Origin of the sequence: Actinoplanes sp. NPDC048988 (assembly GCF_043197815.1) — a bacterium.
In the GTDB taxonomy this organism is placed as follows: domain Bacteria; phylum Actinomycetota; class Actinomycetes; order Mycobacteriales; family Micromonosporaceae; genus Actinoplanes.
In genome coordinates this window covers 102199-123022 of record NZ_JBICTW010000025.1, presented here as the reverse complement: position 1 = coordinate 123022, position 20824 = coordinate 102199, and the positions used below count along the sequence as shown (strand labels likewise).

Here is a 20824-nt window from a genome sequence, read left to right as displayed (position 1 = left end):
GCTCTGCTGCTGCGCTCGATCGCGCGTGCGCCGCTTCAGGCGGTCGAGTTCGGTCGACGAACGACGGCGGCTTCGCCGACGCCGCCCGCCGGCCGAACTCAACCGCGCGGCAACGCGCTCCTCACTGAGGAAGGGTGTTAACTCGTCACGCCGAAGACGATCCGGCCCAGGGTGTCCTCGGTGCCGGTGAAGCCCTCGGCCGGCAGGAAGGCGTCCTCGCCGAAGTCGACGTCGATGTCGTCGGCGGTGCCGCCGACGCCGTCCGGGCCCACGCCGAACAGGGTGGCGAAGCCGGTGCCGCCCGCGTCCTGCAGGTTCGCGACGGCGTCCTGGTTGTCGGTGTGGAAGTCGCCGAAGAAGTGGCCGGCCTCGTGCGAGATCACGTTGCTCAGCGCCTGGGCGACGAAGCGGATCCGGTCGCTCTGCGGCGTGAGGTAGGTGTTCAGCGAGGCCGGCGAGTCGCCGGCGGGCGCGCTGAGCACGTCCAGCAGCACGAGCGCCGTTTCCTCGGTCTCGAAGTTGCCGGGGTCGATGCTCTGCGCGATGCCGATCGTGTCGACGCCGGACTCCTCGATGGTGCCGCCGACCACGACCCGGCTCACGTTCGCCTTGCCCCAGACGTCGGCGTTGTCCTTGCTGTTGGCGATCTTGATCTTGAAGCGGCTGTTGAGGCCGCTCTGCTCGAGGTCGGTCTTGATGTTCTCGGTGACCCCGGCGACCACGGCGTCGATCACCGCGTCCTCGTCGGCGCGGGTCAGGCCCCAGCTGGTCAGGAAGGCCGAGAACGCGGTCAGGTCACGGTTGCCGGGACCGCCGAAGACGCCGGTGTTGACCCGGGCGCCGTCGAAGTCCAGGTAGAGCGTCTGCACCGGCTTGGCGCCCTGCAGCACCGGCCGGTACGCCTCGACCGTGATGTCGTACGCGCCGGAGCCGTTGGCCACGCCGATGTAGTGCCAGCCGGCCTTGGTCGCCACGTAGTCGGTGACCGCGTTGCCGCCGGCCGGCAGCGGCGAGTCGACCGGGTAGATGTACGACGCGTCCTGATCGGAGCCGTGCACCTCGCGCGGCACGGTGTCGTACACGGTCAGATAGGTGGCCGAGCCCTTCACCGAGCTGCCGATGACGTCGCCGGCCCGCAGCTTGACCGCGAAGAAGTCCTGGTCGACGCCACCCGAGGCCAGGGTCAGCGTGTACGGGCCCTCGGTCGGTGGCGTGGGATCGCCGATCCCGCCGCCGCTGCCCGAGTCGAACGGGTCGGCCGGCAGCCCGCCGTACGCGGAGACGGCCAGGTAGAAGTCGCCGCCGGTGGTGACCCGGTAGCTGATCCGGCTGTCGATCCCGGAGAAGTCGTCGTTGACGGCGAGCACCTTGCCGTCCGGGGCGAACAGCTGGAGCACGGTGTCCAGGGGCCCGGTCGGGGTGGCCGTCGTGATGGTCAGCACCTTCCCGGCCGGCGCGCTGAGCTTGTAGAAGTCGAAGTCGTTGCTGCCGTCGCCGGTCTGCCGGCCGTGCGGGCCGTCACCGATCTGCGACTCGATGACCGCGCCGCTGCGCCCGGCGCCGATGCCGGTGGCGCCGGCCAGCGGGATCGAGCCGTTGTCCTCGGGCGGGGCGGCCACGGTCGGCGTGGTCACGGTCTCGTTGTCGAGGCTGCCCAGGATGCGGATGTTCGGGTACTGCCCGGAGCCCGTGCCGTAGCCGTTGATGCGCTGGGCGTTGACCGGGATGTCGTTCCCGCCGGACGTGCCGTCGAGCTCGTCCTCGTCGACCACCACGGCCGGGGTGGCGGCCTTGGCCGAGGAAGCGGCGAGGGACTTGGCCCGCTGGGCCTGCTTGCTCTTCGACTGGGTCTTCAGGTAGTTGGCCCACCCCGAGTAGTCGACCTTGGCGGCGTCGGTCACCTCGGCCAGGTACGGGTTCACGCCCTTGGGCTTCGAGCCGTAGGGCGCCTTGGGCACGACCCCGATGCCGACCGCGAGCGACGCCTTGTCGGCCGCGGACAGCTCGTCGGAGTTCGGTTCTGCTTGGGCCGCGGCCGCACCCGGCGTGATGAGCGCCAGGCCGAGCGCGGTAGCGGACAGGGCGGCGATGCTTCGTCGCATTCAGTTCCCCCTTCATCCCGGCCATGACCCCCGCCACGGCCGGCATTCAGGACGTTACTGAAGACGCCGATCAATATCTATGCGTGTCGATGGTACGTAACATACGTGTCCCCTATGCGACGCTTCGCCCCCGTCGCCACATCGGTAACGTGAGAAGCATGTGCGTCACCCAGTTCTGGGGCGACTGGTGGGACGCCGTGGCGTTGTGGCGCTCCGGTGACCCGATGGATCCTGCGGCACTCTGCGGTTACAGCATCCTGTGGTGGGGCCGGCTCGGAAAGATTCTGCAGTTCGCGGCCGGCCTGACCGTTGTCCTCGATCTTGCCGGACCGGAACGACTGCGAGGAATCGGACAGCGCGCCGAAGAACGACTGGGCCGCACATCTCTGCGCGCCCTGCCATCCCGGGTACGCGGACAGTTCTCCTCGACACAGACGGCGATGGTGTGGGTGGCGGCTGTACCGGCGTGGCTTTTCGGTGTCGCCCTGCCGTTCTACTGGATGCAGGTCACGGTGCTGAAGTGGGATCGGGCCTTCGCGTTCTGGGCCTCGTTGACCACAGCCGCTTCGATCGCCCTGATCCGTGTCCCTCGCGTGGGCTGGTTCCTATGCGTGTCGATCAGTGTCGCGGTTTATGTAGTCGGGTACGTGAAGCACGGTATGCCCGATTACGACGACATGGCGTGGTGGCAGAAGGGCCTGCTGTCCCAGGAGGGAAGCGACTACCTGTTTCTCGTGGGTGCGCTCATCGCGTTGGTGGCCGGTGTGGTCTTGTTCGGAATCCTGGCCGGCGCTCTGATCATCGTTCTCAGCCTGGCAACGTCCCTGTACCTGGTGACGGTCATGGGAGTCAGCAGGTCGGCGGAGTGGACCCTCAACAACGCGAATCCCGGCCACGCGTTGCGTTATGCGGCGTTCGCCCTCTTCCTTCTCGGCTTCCACTTCGACCTTCTGGCCTCCTGAATCCCGTTCACAGAGCCTGTGCCCGTACGGACTCGAGTGCGGCGACGGCCGCGCCTCGGGCGCCGGCCATGTCGAGGTCGGCGACGAGGGCGAACGTGGCGGCGGCCTGCTGCTCGGCGCGGAGTTCGGTGCTCTCACGGACGGCGTTGAGGAACCACTGCCGGAAGCGCGGGGCGGCCTCCACCACGCCGCCGCCCAGCAGGTAGGCGTGGGGGTCGGTGAAGTTGGCGGCGATCGTGAAGAGCTTGCCGATCGCCTTGGCCTGCTGGCCGAACACCGCCAGGGCCAGCGGATCGTCCTTCTCGCCGTAGCCGCGCAGCAGCTTGGCCGCCTTGGGCAAGGGCTCGGCCGCCAGGGGGTGGTCGGGGAACTTCGCCAGCCAGTACGGCAGCAGGTTCTTCTTGATGCCGGTCAGCGAGGCCAGGCTCTCGACGTCGCCGGCGAAGCCGCAGTTGCACATCGGCACCGGCTGGTCGTCCTCGAGCACGCCGTGCAGCGGAATCTGCACGTGGCCGAGCTCGCCCGCCATGCCGGCCGCGCCGCTGACCACCTTGCCGTTCTCGACCACGCCGCCGCCGAGGCCGGTGCCGACGATCGCCGCCACCGACGACCTGGTGGCCGCCTCCTCGCCGAAGAGCCGGTAGTGCGCGTACAGCGCGGCGGCGTTCGCGTCGTTGGCGTAGAAGACGGGCAGGCCGATGCGGGCCTCGAGCGCGCCCCGGATGTCGAACCCGTGCCACGACTTCTGATTGAAGTTCGTCGAGCCCTTGGACGAGATCACGCCGGTGGCGCTGGCCGGGCCGGGCGTGTCCAGCCCGACCGCGCGGACCAGGGTCAGCGGGGTGCTGGTCAGCTCGAGGATGTTGTGGAAGGCCTCGGCCAGCGCCTCGATGGCCGACTCGGGGCCCTCGGTCACCAGACTCGGGTTCTCCACCAGACTATCGACGAGATACTGCCCCGTGGCGTCCAGCACGGTGGCGTTGTTGCAGGTCCCGCCGTTGTCGAGACCGACGACGACCCAGGAGGACGGGGTGCGTACCGATTCAGCCTGATCCACAGGCCTGAGCGTACGTCCGAGTCGCGCCGCGCGGTACAGGTGCGAGCGGATTGCGGGTGCGTTAGTCATGGTTGCAGCCGCGACGTCGCCGGCCGTACGGGTCGAACGTGCTGGCATGACGACCCGACGCACGCTCCTCGCCGCCGGTGCCGCCACCGCCGTCGCCACGGCCACCGGGATCGCGGCCGCCGCGCCCGCCGCCGCCGCGCCCGCCACCCCGCTGCTGAACAACGACCAGATCGCGCACCTCGTGCGCCGCGCCACCTTCGGTCCCACCCCGGCCACGCTGGCCGAGGCGCGGAAGCTCGGCCTCGACGGCTGGCTCGACCGGCAGCTGAACCCCTCGAAGATCGACGACGCCGTCTGCGACAGGCTGCTGGCCCGGTTGCCGCTGGCCGGCGCCTCCGTCGCGACCGTGCGGGCCAGGCTGGCCAAGCACTCGTACGACGCGTTCAAGCAGCTCGGCCGGGCCGCCGTGGCCCGCGCCGCGTGGAGCGAGCGGCAGCTGTTCGAGAGCACCGTCGCGTTCTGGGCCAACCACCTGCACATCACCGCGCCCTCCAGCGGCGTCTGGGACAGTCGCTGCGACTACGACGCGCAGGTGCTGCGCAAGCACGCCTTCGGCCGGTTCGCCGACATGCTCAAGGCGTCGATGCGCCACCCGGCGATGCTCACCTACCTCGACAACCGCAGCTCGACCAAGGCCCACCCGAACGAGAACTACGCCCGCGAGCTGATGGAGCTGCACACCGTCGGCCTGATCTACTCCGAGGCCGACGTGCAGGCCGGCGCCCGTCTGCTGACCGGCCTGACGGTGAACGCGTCCGGCGGCTACGTCTACGACGGCGCCAAGCACGTCACCGGCCCGGTCGAGATCCTCGGCTTCACGCACGCCAACGCGACCGCCGGCGGCGGCGAGGCGGCGGCCCTGGCCTTCGCCGACCACCTGGCCCGGCACCCGGCCACCGCGCAGCGCCTCGCCGTCAAGCTGTGCCAGCGTTTCGTGGCCGACGAGGCGCCCGCCTCCCTGGTCACCAAGCTGGTCAAGGTCTACCTCGACAACGACACGGCGATCACGCCGGTGCTGCGGGCCCTGTTCACCTCGCCCGAGTTCGCGGCGGCGGCCGGGGCGAAGGTCCGCACCCCGTTCGAGGACCTGATCGCCTCGATCCGGGTGCTCGGGCTCGGCCCGGAGGCCTCGGGGGTCAAGGCGCTCGACGCGCTCTACAACGCGACCGTCAACGCCGGGAACGCGCCGTTCCGGTGGAGCCCGCCCAACGGCTACCCCGACGTGGCCGCGGCCTGGTCGTCGCCGTCCGGCTTCCTGCTCAAGTGCAACAACCACCTCAACCTGGCCGCCGGCTGGTACCCCAGCCAGCTCACCCGTCCCGCCGACCTGCTCAAGTCCCTGGTGCCGACCCTGCCGGCGACGTACGGGGCGCTGGTCGACGCGCTCGCCGTACGGCTGACCGGGGCCAAGCTTCCGGCCCCGCACACGGCGGCCGTGCTCAGTGTCGCGGGCAAGCTGCCGACCAGTCCTCTGACCGCGTCCGACAAGTCGCTGGCCGGCCACGCGCCGTACCTGATCGCTCTGGTCCTCGACTCGCCGTCCTTCCAGCTGAGGTGAAGCCGATGTTCTCGTTCGACTGCCGCGAGACGCCAGTACGCCGCCGTACGGTCCTCGGGGGCGCCCTGGCCGGCGTGGCCGCGGCCGGGATCTCGACCACGACGGCGTACGCCGCGCCCGGCTACACCGGCGACACGCTGGTCGTGCTCTCGCTGCGCGGCGGGTTCGACGGGCTCTCGGCCGTCGTGCCGATCGGCGACGCCGACTACTACCGGGCGCGGCCGTCCATCGGCGTACCCAAAAGCCAGGTCATCGCCGGCGACGGCACCTTCGGCCTGAGCCCCGCGCTGGCCCCGCTGCTGCCACACTGGCAGAGCGGCAAGCTGGCCGCGGTGCACGCCGTCGGGCAGCCCAACCCGACCCGCTCGCACTTCGCGGCCATGGACGCGATGGAGAACGCCGCGCCCGGCACGTCGATCCGCACCGGCTGGCTCGACCGGATGCTCGGCGTCACCGGCGCCGCCGGCCCGCTGGCCGGCGTCTCGCTCGGCAATGCCATGCCGCATCGGCTGTACGCCGGTCCGGGCCCCGACGTCTCGATGGCCTCCATCGACGGCTTCACGCTGGCCGGTGACTCGGCCAAGCGCCCGCGGGCGGCCGCGCTGCGGGCCATGTACGCCGACGCGCCCGCGCTGCAGGGCGGCCCGGCCCTCGCGGCCGACCAGGCGCTGGCCGCCACGGCGTCGCTGCGCGGCGCCACCTACACGCCGGCCGACGGGGCCACCTATCCGGCGACCGATCTGGGCACGGCCCTGCGCGACGTGGCCCGCCTGATCAAGGCGAAGGTGGGCCTGGCCACGGCCACCGTCGACTGCGGCGACTGGGACATGCACGAGGGGCTGGGGACCGGGGTCAAGGGCCAGCGGATGTACGACAACCTCAACGAGCTGGCCCTGGCCCTGGCCGCGTTCGCCACCGACCTCGGGGCCGAGGGCATGGCGTCGGTGACGCTGCTGACGATCAGCGAGTTCGGCCGCCGGGTGGCCGAGAACGGCTCGCACGGCGTCGACCACGGGCACGGCAACGCCATGCTGGTGCTGGGTGGCGGCGTACGAGGGGGAAAGGTCTTCACGAAGTGGCCCGGTCTGGCGCCGGACGCGCTGGTCGCCGGAGACCTGGCCGCCACCACCGACTATCGCGCGGTGATCGGGGAGATCCTGCAGAAGCGCTGCGGCGTCGGATCGCTGTCCCCGGTCTTCCCCGACGTCTCGCCGTCATCCTTCGGGCTGGCCGCGGCGCGCTGATTCCACGGACGTTCAGGTGGCCGTCACTTTCCCGTCGCTCGGAGGCGTTGTGCTGGGTGAGTGTGCGATTCCCGGTCCCTCTAGGCTGGCCCGTGATGCAACAGGGTAACGGGCACGTCGTGGTGGACGTGGGACAGGACGACGGCTTCGTCTCGCTGCGGCGGCAGGCGCGCCCGCGCGCCGAGCGGTACGAGCTGGGCCGCTCGCTGCGCGAACGCGCGCACCGCTCGGAGATGGCGTTCTGGGCGCCGCCGCCCGGCCGGGCCGACCCCGTACAGCAGATCATCGAGGCCAACCAGGGCCGGCAGCCGTGGCTCGTCCCGGTCCGCGTCGGGCGGATGATCTCCTCGCCGTACGCGTTCCTGCGCGGCTCGGCCAACGTGATGGCCGACGACTTCGCCGGCCTGCCCTCGACCGGCATCACCCCGGTCATCTGCGGCGACGCCCACCTGGGCAACTTCGGCTTCTACGCGTCGCCCGAACGCGAACTGGTCTTCGACCTCAACGACTTCGACGAGGCCCACCCGGGCGCCTGGGAGTGGGATCTGCGCCGGCTCGCCGTCAGCGTCTACGTGGCCGGCCGGCAGAACGGCTTCCGCGAGGGCGCCTGCGCCGACGCGGTCGAACACTGCGTCGAGGAATACCAGGTGCAGATCGCCCACCTGGCCGAGCAGCCGCTGCTGGCCCGCTCCTTCGACCAGCTCGACGTCGACCGGCTGCGCTCGGCGGCCAGCCGGGCCAGCTTCCGCGACGAGATCGAACGGGCGGCCCGCCGCGCCCGGCGCCGCACCAGCGACCGGGCGCTGCCCCGCTTCACCGAGCGCCGCGACGGCACGGCCAGGCTGGTCGAGGAGCCGCCGCTGATCACCCGGCCCAGCGACCAGGAACGTGACCAGCTGGCGGAGGCGCTGGACGGCTACCTGAACACGCTGCCGCCGCACTGGGCGCGCATCCTGGCCGGTTACCGCATCGTCGACATCGCGCACAAGGTGGTCGGGGTCGGCTCGGTGGGCCTGCGGGCGTACGTGGCCCTCTGCGAGGGAAGCAGCACCGACGACGTGGTGTTCCTCCAGCTCAAGCAGGCCCGCCGCTCGGTGATCGCCCGCCACCAGCACGGCGACTCGGCCTGGCACCGCCACCAGGGCCAGCGCGTCGTCGAATACCAGCAGGCCCTGCAGACCGTGTCGGACCCGCTGCTCGGCTGGACGACGGTCGGCGACACCCAGTTCTACGTGCGCCAGTTCCGCGACATGAAGGGCGCCATCGTCGTCGAGGGCATCGACGCCGGCGCGCTGGCCGACTACGCGGGCATCTGCGGCTACCTGCTGGCGAAATCACACGCCCGCACGAGTGGCGCCTCGATGATCGCGGGGTACATCGGCGGCAGCGGCAAACTGGCCGAGGCGCTGTGCCGGTTCTCCCGCGCCTACGCCGACCAGGTGGAAAGCGACCACGCGGCGCTGTCCACCGCCGTACGACAGGGCCGGCTCCCGGCCGAGACAGTCTGAGAGGGTTATTCGTTGAGCGGCCGTGTCTCCCTGGACAACCAGGAACTGCTGGACTTCTGGACCGAGCGCCACCTGTGCACGCTGACCACGCTGCGCGCCGACGGCTCGCCCCATGTGGTGGCGGTCGGCGCCACCCTGGACCCGGCCGCGGGCCTGGCCCGGGTGATCTCGTCGTCGATCTCGGCCCACGTCCGGCACGTGCGCGCGGGCCAGACCAGGGTCGCCATCTGCCAGGTCGACGGCCCCCGCTGGACCACCGTCGAGGGCCTGGCCGTGGTCCGCGACGACGCCGACGCGGTCACCGAGGCCGAGAAGCGGTACGCGGTCCGCTACCGCACTCCCCGGCCCAACCCGCAGCGCGTGGTCATCGAGGTCGACATCACGAAGATCCTGGGTTCGAGCCGCTTCACCGCCTAGGCCCCGCTCGTCAGTCGCGCCGGTCGGCGGCCCGGCGAATCCTCGCCTGCAGCATGACGACCGGCGCCACCCGGGGCTGAATCAGCGCCTTCACCGCCTGAGACGCGGCGATGCCGCCGGCCGCACCGGCCCCGGCGCCGGCCAGATCTCCCAGCCCGCCGGTGAAGTAGTCGGTCGCCACGCCGATGCCCACGAGCCCGGCGTCTATCCCCCACTGGCCCCAACCGTCCTCGAGCCGGCGCCGACGCCGGCCCGCCTTCGCTATCGCCTCGGCGAAGGTGTCCCGGAGTGCCTCATCGACTTCGTGCTGGCGCAGGCGCTCCAGTGCAGCCTGGTCGGCGTCCTCGAGGATCATCCGGCCGGCCTTGGTCAGTGTCCGTTCCAGCCAGGCACGGAAGCGGACCGCTTGGGGGCTGTTCGCGATGTCGGCGAAATGCTCCGCCCGAATCTCCATGATCCGCTCGGCCGGGATGTCGAGCGCCCTCGTCACCGACATCTCCACGAACGGCGTGACGACGGTGGGCCGCCTGGCGGGCGCCGCCCGGAGATCCCGGAACGCGTTCTCGTTGAGGGAGAACCACGTCCCGAACTCCCGGGCGCTCGATCCGAAGTAGGCGACGTTCACGCGGCGGACCACCCGCCTGACGATCTTTCCGACTCCGGGCGTGTTCCAGTGTGGGCGCGCCACCTCGTAGCGAATGCGCCCCAGCGGCGACGACCGCGCACCGGCTCGCCGCCGCACCGCTTCCTTGATCGAGGGATCCAGAGCCGGCTCGGCGGCCAGGATCTGCTCGACGTTGGCGAGGAAGTGGGCGAGGAAGCGGTCCCGGTCTCCGGGCTGCACAGTCAGGATCCGGTGCTGGGCGTCCTTGAAGTAGTCGACACGGTCATCGATGTCGCGCAGATGCTTCCGGGTGACGGGAAGCCCCTGGTAGAAGACGGGGACCTCCGGGTCCTGGCGGGCGAACCTCTGACCCCACGAACTTCCGTAATCGGCCAGCGACCGGGCGTCTCCGGTCAGCAGAGGAACGATGTTGCCCTGGGCGAGCAGGGGCGAGTCCCGTCGAACGGCCTCGAACATGGCGGCCTCTTCGAAGAGGTTGCCCGCGTGCACGAGCACCCGGTTCCCGAAGAGGCAGCCCATACGGATCTTGGACGTCAACGCGCTTCGGGTCGTGCGGTGATCCTGGGCGATGCCACCCTCGAAGACATACACGGCGGAACCGCCTATGTCGTCCCGGCTCAGACGCTGCACCCTGGCCACGCGAACCCCTCTCCCGTGCCGGAAAGTCACCGTCGCCTCGACGGTAGGTGATGGCGCCAACGGTCACCGGGCCGGGCCGGGCCGGCTGAACACCCCCGACGGGTCGTAGTGGGCTCGCAGGCGCCGGACCCGGCCGGTGTTGGCCAGGTAGTACGCGTCGTCGGGCAGGCCGGGTACGGGGAAGTTCGGGTAGGCACCACCGGTGCCGAACGGGTGGGTCAGCTCGTACGAGTCGTCCAGCCACTCGCCGGGGTTGTCGCCCGGGGCGACCGTGGCGGTCTGCTTGAGCAGGAAGAGGGCGTCGCGGTGGGGGAACGCCGTGGCGCCGGCGGGTACGCGGTTGTACGCGCCGGCCCACGGCGTGAAGTCGAGTTCCCGCTCCTCCCCCGGCCGCCGGTCGCCGGCCAGGCGGGCGATCAACTCGGCCGCCGGCACGGTGGAGCGGAAGAACTCCGAGCGCGGGTACGCGTGGCGGGTGCCGGGAGCGTCGTCGCCGGCGAGCCAGCGCTTGGTCGTCCGGTGGGTGCCGTGCCGCCGGTCGTCGGCCGCCGGGGTCGCGCCGAGGCGCCGGACCAGGCTGTCCACCGTGGCGTGATCGGGTGCGGCGCCGAAGACGCTCACCGTGAGCGCCCGGTCCGGTTCGGCCGGGGCGGTGACGACCAGGCTCGGCGCGACCGCCTCGTCGAGGTCCGGCAGCAGGCTCAGCCAGGCGCCGAGAACGGTCGCGGCGGCGGCCGCCGGGAAGGTGAGCCGGAAGGCGGTCGAGTCGGGGGGCGGGCACCGTCCGGAACGTCAGCGAGGTGACCACGCCGGGCGCGCCGCCGCCGCGGAGCAGCCAGAGCAGATCGCCGTCGGCCTCGACCGTGCGGCCGTCGGCCAGCACCACTGTCGCGGCCAGCAGGTTGTCGCAGGTCAAGCCGTGCCGGCGGCCGAGGATGCCGAGACCGCCGCCGAGGGTCAGTCCGGCGATGCCGACCGTGGGCCCGCAGCCGGCGGCCAGGGTCCGGCCGTGCGCGGCCAGCACGTCGTCCACCTCGGCCAGGAGCGTGCCGCCGCCGATCACGGCCCGGTCGCCGTCGACCCGCACACCGGTCATCGCCGCGTCGATCACCACGCCGTCGGTGCTGGACCTTCCGGCGAAGCAGTGCCCGCCACCGCGTACGGCCAAGGGAAGGTGGTGACCCAGCGCCAGGGCGATCGCGGCGGCGACCTCGGACGGCGTGGCACAGCGCACCACCGCCGCCGGGCGGATGCCGGCGAAGCGGGCGAGCACCATCAGCGGACCCAGACCCGCAGCTCGCCCACGGGGGTGAAGCCGCCGTCCCGGGCGGCGGTCAGGGGCTCGCCGCGCTCGTAGCCGACCAGTGGGCGGTCCGGGAAGTACACGGCGACGGCCGCGGCGAGCTCCGCCCAGTCGACGTGATGACCGGGGACGGCGTACACGTTCGACACGTCGACCGTGCCGCTGCCGAGGCGGGCGACCGCGCCGGCCACGAGGTGACCGCCGGCGCGGCGGGCCAGGATGCGGAAGTGCGCGCGCCGCAGCAACGGCGGCAGCAGGACGTCGCGGGTGTCGTGGTGGCTCGTCCACTCGGCCAGTTCGGGACCGGTGGTCACCGCCGACCACTCGGACGACGCGGCCGGGCGGGCGGCTTCCCGGTGAATCCAGGTGGCCGAGAACAGCAGGCCGAAGCCGGCGCCGGAAAGGTCCATCGCCGCGAAGCTGTCCTTGACCCCGCCGTGTTCCCGGCCCTCGAGGCGGGCGAGGACCCGGTCGGCGGTCACCTCCGGCTCGACGGCGACCGCGTCCGAGTGCAGCGGTGGCGGCGGATCGAGCGCGCTCCAGAGCCCGTCGGACAGGACCGAGCCGACCCCGTGCAGGGTGCAGAGATCCTCGTACCAGCCCACACTCGCGTCGACCGCGCTCCGAAGCCGGGGGTCCATGTCGTCAGAGTGCTCCCGCCACGTTGGACAGCGCCTGGGTGAGGTCGGCCAGGCCGAGATGGCCGAAGCCGACCCGGACGATGCGGTCATCCTCGCCGAACCAGGCGCCCGGAGCAACACGCGTCCCGGTCTCGCGGAGCCGGGCGTGGAACTTCTCGACGTCCAGGCCGGCGGGCAGGCGCAGGCAGCACAGGGGGCCGCCGTCCGGGGTGACGATCTCGACCGGCTGGGCGGCGGCCCAGTCCAGCAGGAGGTCCAGGGCCTCGCGCAGGAACGGGCCGCTCGTGGTGCCGCGCCGCAGGACCCGGGTGGCCAGGTGCTCGTCGATGGTGGAGCAGGCGATGGCGGTCTCGAACTTGGCCGCGCGGGCCCGCTCGTACAGCTCGGCGTCGGTGGTGGTCAGCCAGCCCACGCGCAGGCCGGGAGCGCCGTGGGCCTTGGAGACCGAGGAGCAGGTGACGATCCTCGGGGACAGGGACGCGGCGCTGTCCGGGACGGCGGCGTCGCCGTACACGGACTCGCGGTAGGTCTCGTCGACCAGGATGCGGGCGCGCGGGGCGCGGCGGGCCACGAGATCGACGAGAGCTTGCAGGTCGCGGGTGTCCACCCGTACACCGGAAGGGTTTTGGGGTGAAGCAAGCGAGACCAGGTCGGTGCGCGGGTCCAGGGCGGCCTCGACGCGGTCCACGGGCAGGCGGTACGCGTCGTCGAAGCGGGCGTCGACGACATCGACGCGGGCGCCGCGCGACTCCGGCCCGGACCGCGCGGGCGGGAAGCAGGGGCCGACGAGCAGCACGTGCTCGGCCGGCAGCAGTGACATGGCGTGGATGGCGCCGACCGTGACCAGCACGTCGTCGGCGGTCACGCCGGCACCGGCCGCGATCAGCTCGCGCAGGTCGCGGTCACCGCGGGTGGTGCCGTAGCCGAGCGGGACGTCGGCCAGCCCTTCGAGGTCGTCCGCGCCGAGCCGCAGCGGCGGGCAGGTGCTCTCGGCCAGGTCGTACCGGACCGTGCTGTCGATCAGGGCTGTCATCGCGCTCATGGCACCGATCCTCGCCAACCGGGGTCTCGCCAGGCAGGGCCAATGCCTCTAGATTGGTCTGTCGATGGAACCAATCGGCATCGTCGAGCGCCTGGGCCGCTGGGCGTCCGGGCGCGGCGCGCTCTACCTGCTGCTGGCCGCCCGGCTGCGCACCCTCATCGCCGACGGCGAACTGCCGCCGGGCACCCTGCTGCCACCGGACCGGGCCTTGGCGTCGGCCCTGGCGGTGGGCCGCAGCACGGTGGTGGCCGCCTACGACCTGCTCGTGGCCGAGGGCCGCATCGTCCGCCGGCAGGGCAGCGGCACCCGGGTCGCCGGCCCCGCCGCCGGTCCGGCGAAGCCCACCACCGAGGTGCCGGCGTTCCTGCACCTGCTGGAGCCGCGCGACGGCGTCCTCATGCTGGCCTGCGCCGCCCCCGACGCTCCCCCGCCGGCGCTGCTCACCGCGTACGCCTCGTCGCTGGCGGACCTGGCCGCGATCAGGGGCGACATCGGATACCACCCGACCGGGCACCCGGCCCTGCGGGAGGCGCTGGCCGAGCGGTACCGGACCCGCGGCCTTCCCACGACCCCCGACCAGATCATGGTGACCACCGGCGGCCAGCAGGCGTTGACCCTGCTGGCCAAGGCCCTGATCCGCCCCGGCGACCAGGTGCTCGTGCAGGCGCCCACCTACTTCGGCGCCCTGGAAGCGTTCCGCGAGGAGTCCGCGGTCCTCCAGACGTTGCCGGTCGACCTGCGAGGATTTTCCAAGGTCAAGCCCGCTTTGGCGTACGTCATCAGCACCTTCCACAACCCCACGGGCGCCGTCCTGCCGCCGGGAGAACGCCACCGCACCGCCCGGGCCGGCTTCCCGCTGATCGACGACGAGGCCCTGGCCGACCTGGGCTTCCCCGGCCACGAGCCACCCCCGCCGCTGGCCGCCCACAACGACCAGATCATCACCGTCGGCTCCCTGAGCAAACTGATCTGGGGCGGCCTGCGCGTCGGCTGGGTCCGGGCTCCGGCCCCGCTGATAGCCCGCCTGGCCCGCATGCGCACGGTCTTCGACCTGGGCGGCAACGTCCCCGCCCAGCTGGCGGCGGCCCACCTGCTCCCCCGCCTGGGACCGGAGCTGGCCCGGTCGGCCCAGCTCCGGAAGGCCCGCCACGACCACTTACGAGCCGAACTGGCCCGGTGGTTGCCGTCGTGGCACGCCCCCGCCGTCGAGGGCGGCCAGACCCTGTGGGTGAGGCTCCCCCACGGCGACGCCCGGTCCTTCGCCCAGCAGTCCCTACGCCACGGCGTCGCCGTCCTGCCGGGCCCGGGCCTGGACCCGTCCGGCGCCAGCCAGAGTCACCTGCGCCTGCACTTCCTGGCGTCCCCCGCAGACCTGACCGAAGCCGTACGCCGCCTGGCCGCGGCCTGGTCCTCGTACGATCCGCGCCCGGCCCCCTACCCACCCGCGATGGCCGTCTGAGGTCGCCTCGTCGCCACCGGCTCCCGACGTGGACAGCCGAGACGATCAACGCCGGAATCGCGATCCGCACCGGGACGCCGTCGAGCTCGGGCTGCCCCATGGCCGCCGGCAGCGCCGCCATGCCGGCTGCGGATCCGCCCGCCACGGCGAGCGCCGCTTTGACAACACCGGCCCGGTGCCAGCGATGCTTCAACTGAGAGCGGGCCGTCATGTTCATCCAGAGGAGTGCGACGAGCTCGCTGGTCAGAAACGGCCGTCGGAGGTGAAGGGGCCCACCTTCGAGGGGAGGACCAGGCCGGCTGTGGACAGGGCGGTGAGCAGGTCCAGGAGTTCGCGGCGGGTCAGGGCGCCGGGATTGGTGGGCTCGGGATGAGGTAGGTCCAGGGCTCGGGCCGCCTCGACGGCGCGGGTGGCTATCGCGGCCTCGACCGCCCAGAGGCGGTGGGCTCGCATGGCCAGGTGGGCGGAGGCCGTGAGGTCGCTGTGCAGGCGTAGCAGGCGGCGCAGGTCGGCGGCCAGCTGTTCGATGGGTGGGCCCATCGGCTGGGGCGGCAGGGGGTGCATGGTGCGCCAGCGGTCCGCCACGGCGCCGCACCAGCGGGGGGCGTAGGCCACGGCGGCGCCGATCAGCGTCGGGGCGGCGACGATGAGGGCCAGCTTTCCCAGGTCGAGGGCGGACACGTTTCGACCATCCGCCCGGGGCGGGGCGAGCGTCAAGGCGATAACAGTCAGCGCGAAATGTGTTGGATGGCCGACTCGGGAACGCGCTACTTCTAGCGGGTGTGCCGCGGCTCGGGACCGCACCATCGGGGCCATGGAACTTCCCTTGATCGGCCGGGACGGTGAGATCGAGCGTTTCGGGGTGCTGCTGCGCCGGGCCGCGCCGGGGCGGCCCGCCGTGCTGATCCTCGACGGGCCGCCGGAGATCGGGTGTGGACGGCTGTTGCGGGAGCTCGCGGAGGCGGGGCGGCGGCTCGGGGCGGCGGTGGCCACGTCGCCGGGGCGGATCGTGCTGGTGCGGGACCGGGCGGAGCTGCGGCCGGGTACGGCCGACCCGCGCTTTCCGGAGCGGCTGGCGGCGTCGGCGCCGGTGCTGGTGGTGACCGAGCGGCAGCCGGTGCTGGCCGGCCCGCCGGCGGAGGTGCATCGGGTCGTGCTGGGGCCGCTCGGGCGGGCCGACGTCCGCCGGCTGATCACGGCCCGGCTCGGGGCGACGGCCGATGACCGGCTGGCCGACCTCGCCCAGGTGGCGGCGGGACGGCCCGGGGCGATCCTCGACCTGATCGCCGGGCTGCACGAGGAAGGCCTGCTGCGGCTCGGCGAGCCACAGCGGCGGCAGTGGCGGACGGTGACGGTGAGCGGAGTGGCGCGGCTGCCTGAGCGCACGCGGGTGCGGCTCGCGCATCGGCTGGACACGCTGTCGGCGCCGGCTCGGCATCTGGTGCAGGCGGTGACGGCGGTGCGGTCGCCGGTGTCGCCGGCGCGGCTCAGTGAGCTGCTCGGCGGCAGCGTGGTGGGGCTTCTCCCGGATGTTGAGGAGGCGCTCGATTCGGGGCTGCTCGTGCCGGTTGGGGACGCGCTCGCGTTCAGTCATGAGCTGGTGCGGGCGGTTGTCGAGGCGTCGATGCCGCACTCGGTGGTCGCGGCGCTGCGGCACGAGCAGGGGCCGCCCCGGAGGCCGCGGGCGCGGAGGGCGGTGGCGCCGCGCCCGCTGACGGCCGACTGGAGTCTGCTCAGCGCGCGGGAGCTGGAGGTGGCCGAGCTGGTCGGGCTGGCCCTGACCAATCAGCAGATCGCCGGGCGGCTGGGGCGGTCGCCGCACACGGTGAACTACCACCTCCGGCAGATCTTCCGGAAGTTCGGCCTGGCCTCGCGGGTGGAGCTGGTGTCGCTGCTGCGGCTGCGAGGTCAACCGGGCGTGCGGTAGAGCCAGTCGAGGGCGTCCGCCGGCGCCGCCGCCAGCTCACGGTCGCGGCGCCGCTGCGCGGGACCGTCGGGCAGGTGGTACGAGGTCAGGCCCGCGCGGGACATCGCGGAGACCCGTTCGGCCCGTGGGCGCCGCGCCGCCTCGAAGCGGGCGAAGGCGTCCGGGTGGTGGCGCAGCAGCGGGGCCAGCGCGGCGGCGTCCTCGATGGCCTGCCCGGCGCCCTGGGCCGCGAACGGCAGCGCCGGATGGGCCGCGTCGCCGATCACCACCACCCGGCCGTGATGCCAGGAGGTCAGCGGCACCCGGTCGAGCAGGGGGTGGCCCACCGGATCCGCCATCAGGTCGATCAGGCGGCGGGCCTCCGGATGCCACCCGGCGAAGGAGAGGTCCGCATGCCCCTGAGGGACGACGGCGACCACGTTGACGCCTTCGCCGATCGGGTAGGCCACCACATGACGGGCGGGGCCCAGCCACACCACCACCCGGTCGAGGTCGGCGGGCACGACCGCCCGGTACGCGACGTAGCCGCTGTCGCGTGGCCGGTCCCGGGCGATGGTGCCGCGGACGACGGAGTTCAGGCCGTCGGCGCCGATCACGACGTCGGCGTCCAGGTCGGCGGCGGAACGCACGAGAGCGCCGAGACGTACGGGCGAAGCCAGCGCGGCGATCAGGTCGCCCCGGCGCATCGTGTAGTACGGCGTCGCGTACCGCTGAAGGCCGATCCGGGCGATCACGGAGTTGTCCCGCCACCGGCGGATCTCGCGGTAGGCCGGCCGGGCCGCCCGGGCGAACACCTGTCCGTCCAGGAGGGCCGACGCGTTCGGGGAGATCTGAATGCCGTAGCCCTCGAACGGCAGAGCGGCCTGCCGTTCGTACACCTCGACGCGGTTGAAGCCCTGCCGCCGCAGGGCGAGGGCGGCCGTGAGGCCACCGACGCCCGCGCCGACGACGGCGATCTCAGTAGTAGCGCAGCGCACGGTCCCAGTCCTCGCCCGGGCCGTAGAAGCTGCGCGGCTTCATGATCTCCGGTGGGGCGGTCAGCGCCGCCACCGGCACCAGCGTTCCCGGCGGCACCGCCTCGACCAGCGCGTCCCCGGCCAGAGCGGCCGTCAGGTCGCGCACCGCCGCGTAGCGGTAGCGGTCGGCCACCTCGATCTGCACGTACAGGCCCCGGTCGGATCGGCGGGCGCGCCAGAACATCACCCCGTACGAGATCGGCAGCCGGAACACCGCCTCCTCGAGGTCCAGGGCGGCGGCACCGCGCCCGAGGACACGGACCACCGGCAGCTCCGATCCGCACGGACAGTCGCCGTACGACACCTCCACCCGGTCGCCGATGTGGTAGCGCAGCAGCGGCATCGCCTCGCGCACCAGCATCGTCACGACCAGCTCGCCGGCGCCCTCCGCCGCGCAACGGCCGGTCGAGGGGTCGTACACCTCGAAGATGGCCCGATCCGCCCAGAGATGCAGCCGGCCGTGCGGGCATTCGCCGGCGAGGCCGCCGGTCTCGCTCGAGCCGTACTCCTGCACGACCGGGGCCCGCCAGATCTCCGCGATCCGGTCCCGGCGGGCCTCGCTCAGCGGCTCGCCCGCCACCAGCAGCGCCCGCAGCGCCGGGAAGTCACGCAGGCCGGCGTGGGCGGCCGCCGCCGCCCAGAGCAGGGTGTCGGTCGGCAGTGACCAGGTCAGGGTGACTTCCAGGTCGTGCAGCAACTGCACCACTTTGCGGTACGGGGTGGCGAGCGACCGGTTGTCGGCCGGGACCACGGTCGCGCCGCGGGACAGCGCCGCCGCCTGCGCGACATGCCCGGTCAGCATGAGCGCGTACGGCGTACGGACCAGGAAGGTGTCGGACGGTTCGAGGCCGACGCGCACCCGCGCGTACCGCTCGACCAGGTCGTCCCAGTCCTCTTTCGTGTAGTACGACGCCGTCGGCGTGCCCGTCGTCCCGCTCGACTCGTGGTAGGTCGCCAGCCGCGACCGGTCCACCGCCAGCATCCCGAACGGGTAGGCGTCTCGCAGATCGGCCTTGGTCGTCAGCGGATAGTCCGCCAGCTCGGCCCGGTTGGCCGGCACCCCGTCGCGCCTCCGGCGGTAGAAGGGTGACTTCGCCGCCGCCGCCAGCGCGGCCGGCAGCAGCGAGTCCTGGATCTTGGCGAGGTCAGAGTTCATGGCAGAGCTCGTCGATCGGGTAGCCGACGTGCCGTTCCCGGCCGGGCAGGTGACCGAGGACCTCGTCGCCCGGTTTCAGCTCGGTGGAGTTGAGCACCGCGCCACCCGGCCCGAGCACCCGGACGTGCCAGTCGTCCTGCACGATCAGGTTGACGCGTTCGCCGGTGGGCGCCACCGCCTCGACGGACAGCAGCGGCCGCGTCTCGATCTTCACCCGGCCCACCGTCACCGGGCGGGTGCGGCCGTCGGCCCGTACGGCCAGGACCGTCGCCCCCGCCTGAAGCTCGCACAGATAGCGGGTGCGTTCGTGGTCGGCCAGCGTGTACGACATGATCGCGCCGGCGTTGACCCGGAACGGCCGCATCGGCATGTACGGCAGCGGGTGGGTCTCGCTGACGCAGAGGATCAGGCCCTGCGAGCGGGAGCCGACCAGGATCCCCTCGTCCTGGTTCAGGTAGGAGCAGGTGTCCACGCAGGCCCGCTCGCCCGAGCCGCTGTGCCGGACCCCGGTGACGGTGAGCGTGACCAGGTCGATCTCCGGCGAGCCGCGCCGGACCAGCTCGGCCAGCTTGGTGGCGTCGCCGGGACCGTCCGGGCGCAGCAGCACGCCGTCCGGGCCACGTTCCAGCACGGACAGGTGCACCGAGGCCTCGTCGAGGCTGCCGACCTCGGTGATGATCCGGCCCGGCGCGCCGTCGGCCGCGGCCAGCACGATTTCGAGGGGGATGTGCGTGGGGTCGTGGAAGCGCAGCACCGTGAGCTCGTCGCGGCGGACCCGTTCGCAGGCCAGGCCGAGGCTGTCGGCGTCGGTGACGTCGAGCCTGGTCCCGAACCGCACGTCCGGGCGATCGGCCCCCAGGCGCGACGGGTCGGTGAGGACGAGGTCCGCGGTCCCGAAGTCGGCGCTCTCGAGGTCGGCGTTCTTGAGGTCGGCGTTCTTGAGGTCGGCGTTCTTGAGGTCGGCGTTCTTGAGGTCGGCGTTCTTGAGGTCGGCGTTTTCGAGGTCGGCGGGCAGATCGGGGCCGGAGACGGCCAGGACGCGGGTGACGGTCGGCGGCAGGCCGGCCAGGTCGGCCGGGTCGTCGGCGACGATCGCCTCGAACCGCAGGTGGACGGCTTCCTCGGCCGCCTCGCGCCGCCACGGCCCGGCGCCGCGCAGGTCGAGCCAGCATTCCCGGGCGGTCATCGGGCCACCGCCGGCGTCCGGTCGTGCACGACGGCGGCCAGCCGGCGCAGCACAGCGGCCGGGTCGGGAGAGGTGAAGACCAGCCGGCCCACCGCCACCCCGGCCGCGCCGGCCCGCATCGCCGCGGCCATCCGGCCGAGCCCGGCGCCCGGATCGGGCCCGGGCGCGCCCCCGGCCGCCAGCACCGGCACCGCGGCGCCCGCGATGATCCGGGCGGTCGCCTCCGGGTCGTCCGGCAGCGCGGTCTTGACCAGGTCGGCGCCCATCTCGGCGGCGACCGCCACGGCGTGCGCCACCAGCTCCGGCGACCGGCCGTCGCGGACCGCCGGCCCCCGCACGTACATCATCGCCAGCAGCGGCAGCGACCAGCGATCGCACTCCTCGGCCACCGCGGCCAGGTGCGCGATCTGCGCCGCCTCGGTGCGCGAGGCCACGTTGACGTGCACGCTGACCGCGTCGGCGCCGAGCCGCAGCGCCTCCTCCACCGTGGCCACCGGATATTTCGCGTCCGGGTCGGCGGCCAGGCCGGTGCTCGCGGTCAGTTGCACGATCAGGGACAGGTCGCGGAACCGGGCCGGGCGGATCCGGCGGGCGGCGCCCTTGTGGACCACCACCCCGTCGGCGCCGTGCTCGGCCAGCCGGCCGGCCAGTGTGTCCAGGTCGGCGCCGAGTGGGCCGGCCTCGAGAGCGTGGTCGAGCGGCACCAGCAGCAGTGCGGAGCGGCCGAGGCGCCCCCGTCGAAGTCGTCGTCCGAAGGATGCGGTCGCGTCCATCGCGGACCCCCTTTCATCAGGGAAAACGCTATTGACGGACCGGCACCGGACGGCACTGCTCGTCCGAGCGGGACCCCGGCCGGGGTGGCGTCATCGCAGCTCGGCACGCTTCGCGGACATTGACCTAGCCGAATGGGTAG

The 20824-nt window shown here is 72.7% G+C and carries 18 protein-coding genes and 1 pseudogene; 7 read left to right on the top strand and 12 right to left on the bottom strand.

Going from position 1 to position 20824, the window contains the following annotated elements; translation table 11 throughout:
* Window positions 1–137 precede the first annotated feature (137 nt).
* Window positions 138–2102 (bottom strand): PPC domain-containing protein, encoded by a 1965-nt coding sequence (locus ACGFJ7_RS43840; protein ID WP_392648163.1) that lies wholly within the window; start codon window positions 2100–2102, stop codon window positions 138–140.
* Window positions 2103–2125: 23 nt separating this feature from the next.
* Here ACGFJ7_RS43840 and ACGFJ7_RS43835 point away from each other — a divergent pair, with 23 nt between their 5' ends.
* Window positions 2126–3064, top strand: coding sequence for a hypothetical protein (locus tag ACGFJ7_RS43835; RefSeq protein WP_360254224.1), 939 nt, complete (start codon window positions 2126–2128; stop codon window positions 3062–3064).
* Window positions 3065–3071: 7 nt separating this feature from the next.
* Here the strand turns inward: ACGFJ7_RS43835 and ACGFJ7_RS43830 are convergent, their stop codons facing one another.
* Window positions 3072–4121 carry an ROK family protein gene (locus ACGFJ7_RS43830; RefSeq protein ID WP_360254222.1) on the bottom strand — a complete coding sequence of 350 codons (1050 nt, stop codon included), beginning with the start codon at window positions 4119–4121 and terminating at the stop codon, window positions 3072–3074.
* Window positions 4122–4236: 115 nt separating this feature from the next.
* Between ACGFJ7_RS43830 and ACGFJ7_RS43825 the strand changes: the two genes are divergently transcribed.
* The 4 genes from ACGFJ7_RS43825 (at window position 4237) to ACGFJ7_RS43810 (ending at window position 8917) form a co-directional block, all read left to right on the top strand.
* The gene (locus ACGFJ7_RS43825) at window positions 4237–5748 is read left to right on the top strand and encodes a DUF1800 domain-containing protein (protein ID WP_360254220.1); all 1512 of its coding nucleotides are present in this window, start codon (window positions 4237–4239) and stop codon (window positions 5746–5748) included.
* A 5-nt stretch (window positions 5749–5753) separates the two neighbouring features.
* On the top strand, window positions 5754–6992 hold the full coding sequence (locus ACGFJ7_RS43820) for a DUF1501 domain-containing protein (RefSeq protein WP_360254218.1): 1239 nt from the start codon (window positions 5754–5756) through the stop codon (window positions 6990–6992).
* Window positions 6993–7087: 95 nt separating this feature from the next.
* A complete protein-coding gene (locus tag ACGFJ7_RS43815) occupies window positions 7088–8500 on the top strand; it encodes a DUF2252 domain-containing protein (RefSeq protein ID WP_392648158.1) in 1413 nt (470 codons plus the stop codon).
* Between the two features lie 12 nt (window positions 8501–8512).
* Window positions 8513–8917: a TIGR03618 family F420-dependent PPOX class oxidoreductase gene (locus tag ACGFJ7_RS43810; protein ID WP_360254214.1), complete on the top strand. Its 405-nt coding sequence runs from the start codon at window positions 8513–8515 to the stop codon at window positions 8915–8917.
* Window positions 8918–8927: 10 nt separating this feature from the next.
* On the opposite strand, the gene ACGFJ7_RS43805 is transcribed toward ACGFJ7_RS43810, so the two are convergent.
* The 5 genes and pseudogenes from ACGFJ7_RS43805 to ACGFJ7_RS43785 form a co-directional block, all read right to left on the bottom strand.
* The gene (locus ACGFJ7_RS43805) at window positions 8928–10181 is read right to left on the bottom strand and encodes a hypothetical protein (RefSeq protein WP_392648156.1); all 1254 of its coding nucleotides are present in this window, start codon (window positions 10179–10181) and stop codon (window positions 8928–8930) included.
* A 63-nt stretch (window positions 10182–10244) separates the two neighbouring features.
* Window positions 10245–10802 (bottom strand): BBE domain-containing protein, encoded by a 558-nt coding sequence (locus ACGFJ7_RS43800; RefSeq protein ID WP_392648153.1) that lies wholly within the window; start codon window positions 10800–10802, stop codon window positions 10245–10247.
* A gap of 292 nt (window positions 10803–11094) precedes the next feature.
* A pseudogene (locus ACGFJ7_RS43795) lies at window positions 11095–11457 on the bottom strand (FAD-binding oxidoreductase); the annotation flags it as partial.
* Window positions 11457–12125, bottom strand: a complete 669-nt coding sequence (locus ACGFJ7_RS43790) for a hypothetical protein (protein ID WP_392648150.1) — start codon at window positions 12123–12125, stop codon at window positions 11457–11459. The gene ACGFJ7_RS43790 and the pseudogene ACGFJ7_RS43795, both read right to left, overlap by 1 nt.
* Window positions 12126–12129: 4 nt before the next feature.
* The gene (locus ACGFJ7_RS43785; RefSeq protein ID WP_392648148.1) at window positions 12130–13167 is read right to left on the bottom strand and encodes a pyridoxal phosphate-dependent aminotransferase; all 1038 of its coding nucleotides are present in this window, start codon (window positions 13165–13167) and stop codon (window positions 12130–12132) included.
* A 64-nt stretch (window positions 13168–13231) separates the two neighbouring features.
* Here ACGFJ7_RS43785 and ACGFJ7_RS43780 point away from each other — a divergent pair, with 64 nt between their 5' ends.
* Window positions 13232–14626 carry a PLP-dependent aminotransferase family protein gene (locus ACGFJ7_RS43780; RefSeq protein WP_360254204.1) on the top strand — a complete coding sequence of 465 codons (1395 nt, stop codon included), beginning with the start codon at window positions 13232–13234 and terminating at the stop codon, window positions 14624–14626.
* Window positions 14627–14869: 243 nt separating this feature from the next.
* Here the strand turns inward: ACGFJ7_RS43780 and ACGFJ7_RS43775 are convergent, their stop codons facing one another.
* A complete protein-coding gene (locus ACGFJ7_RS43775; RefSeq protein ID WP_392648145.1) occupies window positions 14870–15307 on the bottom strand; it encodes a hypothetical protein in 438 nt (145 codons plus the stop codon).
* 133 nt (window positions 15308–15440) lie between these two features.
* Between ACGFJ7_RS43775 and ACGFJ7_RS43770 the strand changes: the two genes are divergently transcribed.
* On the top strand, window positions 15441–16553 hold the full coding sequence (locus ACGFJ7_RS43770; RefSeq protein WP_392648142.1) for a LuxR C-terminal-related transcriptional regulator: 1113 nt from the start codon (window positions 15441–15443) through the stop codon (window positions 16551–16553).
* Here the strand turns inward: ACGFJ7_RS43770 and ACGFJ7_RS43765 are convergent.
* From ACGFJ7_RS43765 to ACGFJ7_RS43750, 4 genes are read right to left on the bottom strand one after another with little or no spacing between them, the layout of a single operon-like run.
* Window positions 16535–17530, bottom strand: a complete 996-nt coding sequence (locus ACGFJ7_RS43765; protein WP_360254198.1) for an FAD-dependent monooxygenase — start codon at window positions 17528–17530, stop codon at window positions 16535–16537. The genes ACGFJ7_RS43770 and ACGFJ7_RS43765 overlap by 19 nt on opposite strands.
* Window positions 17511–18725: a phenylacetate--CoA ligase family protein gene (locus ACGFJ7_RS43760; RefSeq protein ID WP_392648139.1), complete on the bottom strand. Its 1215-nt coding sequence runs from the start codon at window positions 18723–18725 to the stop codon at window positions 17511–17513. The genes ACGFJ7_RS43765 and ACGFJ7_RS43760 overlap by 20 nt, the downstream gene beginning before the upstream one ends.
* A complete protein-coding gene (locus ACGFJ7_RS43755) occupies window positions 18715–19911 on the bottom strand; it encodes a 3-dehydroquinate synthase II family protein (RefSeq protein ID WP_392648136.1) in 1197 nt (398 codons plus the stop codon). The genes ACGFJ7_RS43760 and ACGFJ7_RS43755 overlap by 11 nt, the downstream gene beginning before the upstream one ends.
* Window positions 19908–20684, bottom strand: coding sequence for a 2-amino-3,7-dideoxy-D-threo-hept-6-ulosonate synthase (locus tag ACGFJ7_RS43750; protein WP_392648134.1), 777 nt, complete (start codon window positions 20682–20684; stop codon window positions 19908–19910). Before ACGFJ7_RS43750 ends, ACGFJ7_RS43755 begins: the two co-directional genes overlap by 4 nt.
* Window positions 20685–20824 lie beyond the last annotated feature (140 nt).

Excerpts from the sequence above, each read along its gene's own strand:
- ACGFJ7_RS43815 (WP_392648158.1), top strand. The coding sequence starts at position 7,088 with ATGCAACAGGGTAACGGGCACGTCGTGGTGGACGTGGGACAGGACGAC.
- ACGFJ7_RS43760 (WP_392648139.1), bottom strand. The coding sequence starts at position 18,725 with ATGAACTCTGACCTCGCCAAGATCCAGGACTCGCTGCTGCCGGCCGCG.
- ACGFJ7_RS43820 (WP_360254218.1), top strand. The coding sequence starts at position 5,754 with ATGTTCTCGTTCGACTGCCGCGAGACGCCAGTACGCCGCCGTACGGTC.
- ACGFJ7_RS43835 (WP_360254224.1), top strand. The coding sequence starts at position 2,126 with ATGACCCCCGCCACGGCCGGCATTCAGGACGTTACTGAAGACGCCGAT.
- ACGFJ7_RS43780 (WP_360254204.1), top strand. The coding sequence starts at position 13,232 with ATGGAACCAATCGGCATCGTCGAGCGCCTGGGCCGCTGGGCGTCCGGG.
- ACGFJ7_RS43790 (WP_392648150.1), bottom strand. The coding sequence starts at position 12,125 with ATGGACCCCCGGCTTCGGAGCGCGGTCGACGCGAGTGTGGGCTGGTAC.
- ACGFJ7_RS43750 (WP_392648134.1), bottom strand. The coding sequence starts at position 20,684 with ATGGACGCGACCGCATCCTTCGGACGACGACTTCGACGGGGGCGCCTC.
- ACGFJ7_RS43785 (WP_392648148.1), bottom strand. The coding sequence starts at position 13,167 with ATGAGCGCGATGACAGCCCTGATCGACAGCACGGTCCGGTACGACCTG.
- ACGFJ7_RS43840 (WP_392648163.1), bottom strand. The coding sequence starts at position 2,102 with ATGCGACGAAGCATCGCCGCCCTGTCCGCTACCGCGCTCGGCCTGGCG.
- ACGFJ7_RS43755 (WP_392648136.1), bottom strand. The coding sequence starts at position 19,911 with ATGACCGCCCGGGAATGCTGGCTCGACCTGCGCGGCGCCGGGCCGTGG.
- ACGFJ7_RS43770 (WP_392648142.1), top strand. The coding sequence starts at position 15,441 with ATGGAACTTCCCTTGATCGGCCGGGACGGTGAGATCGAGCGTTTCGGG.
- ACGFJ7_RS43825 (WP_360254220.1), top strand. The coding sequence starts at position 4,237 with ATGACGACCCGACGCACGCTCCTCGCCGCCGGTGCCGCCACCGCCGTC.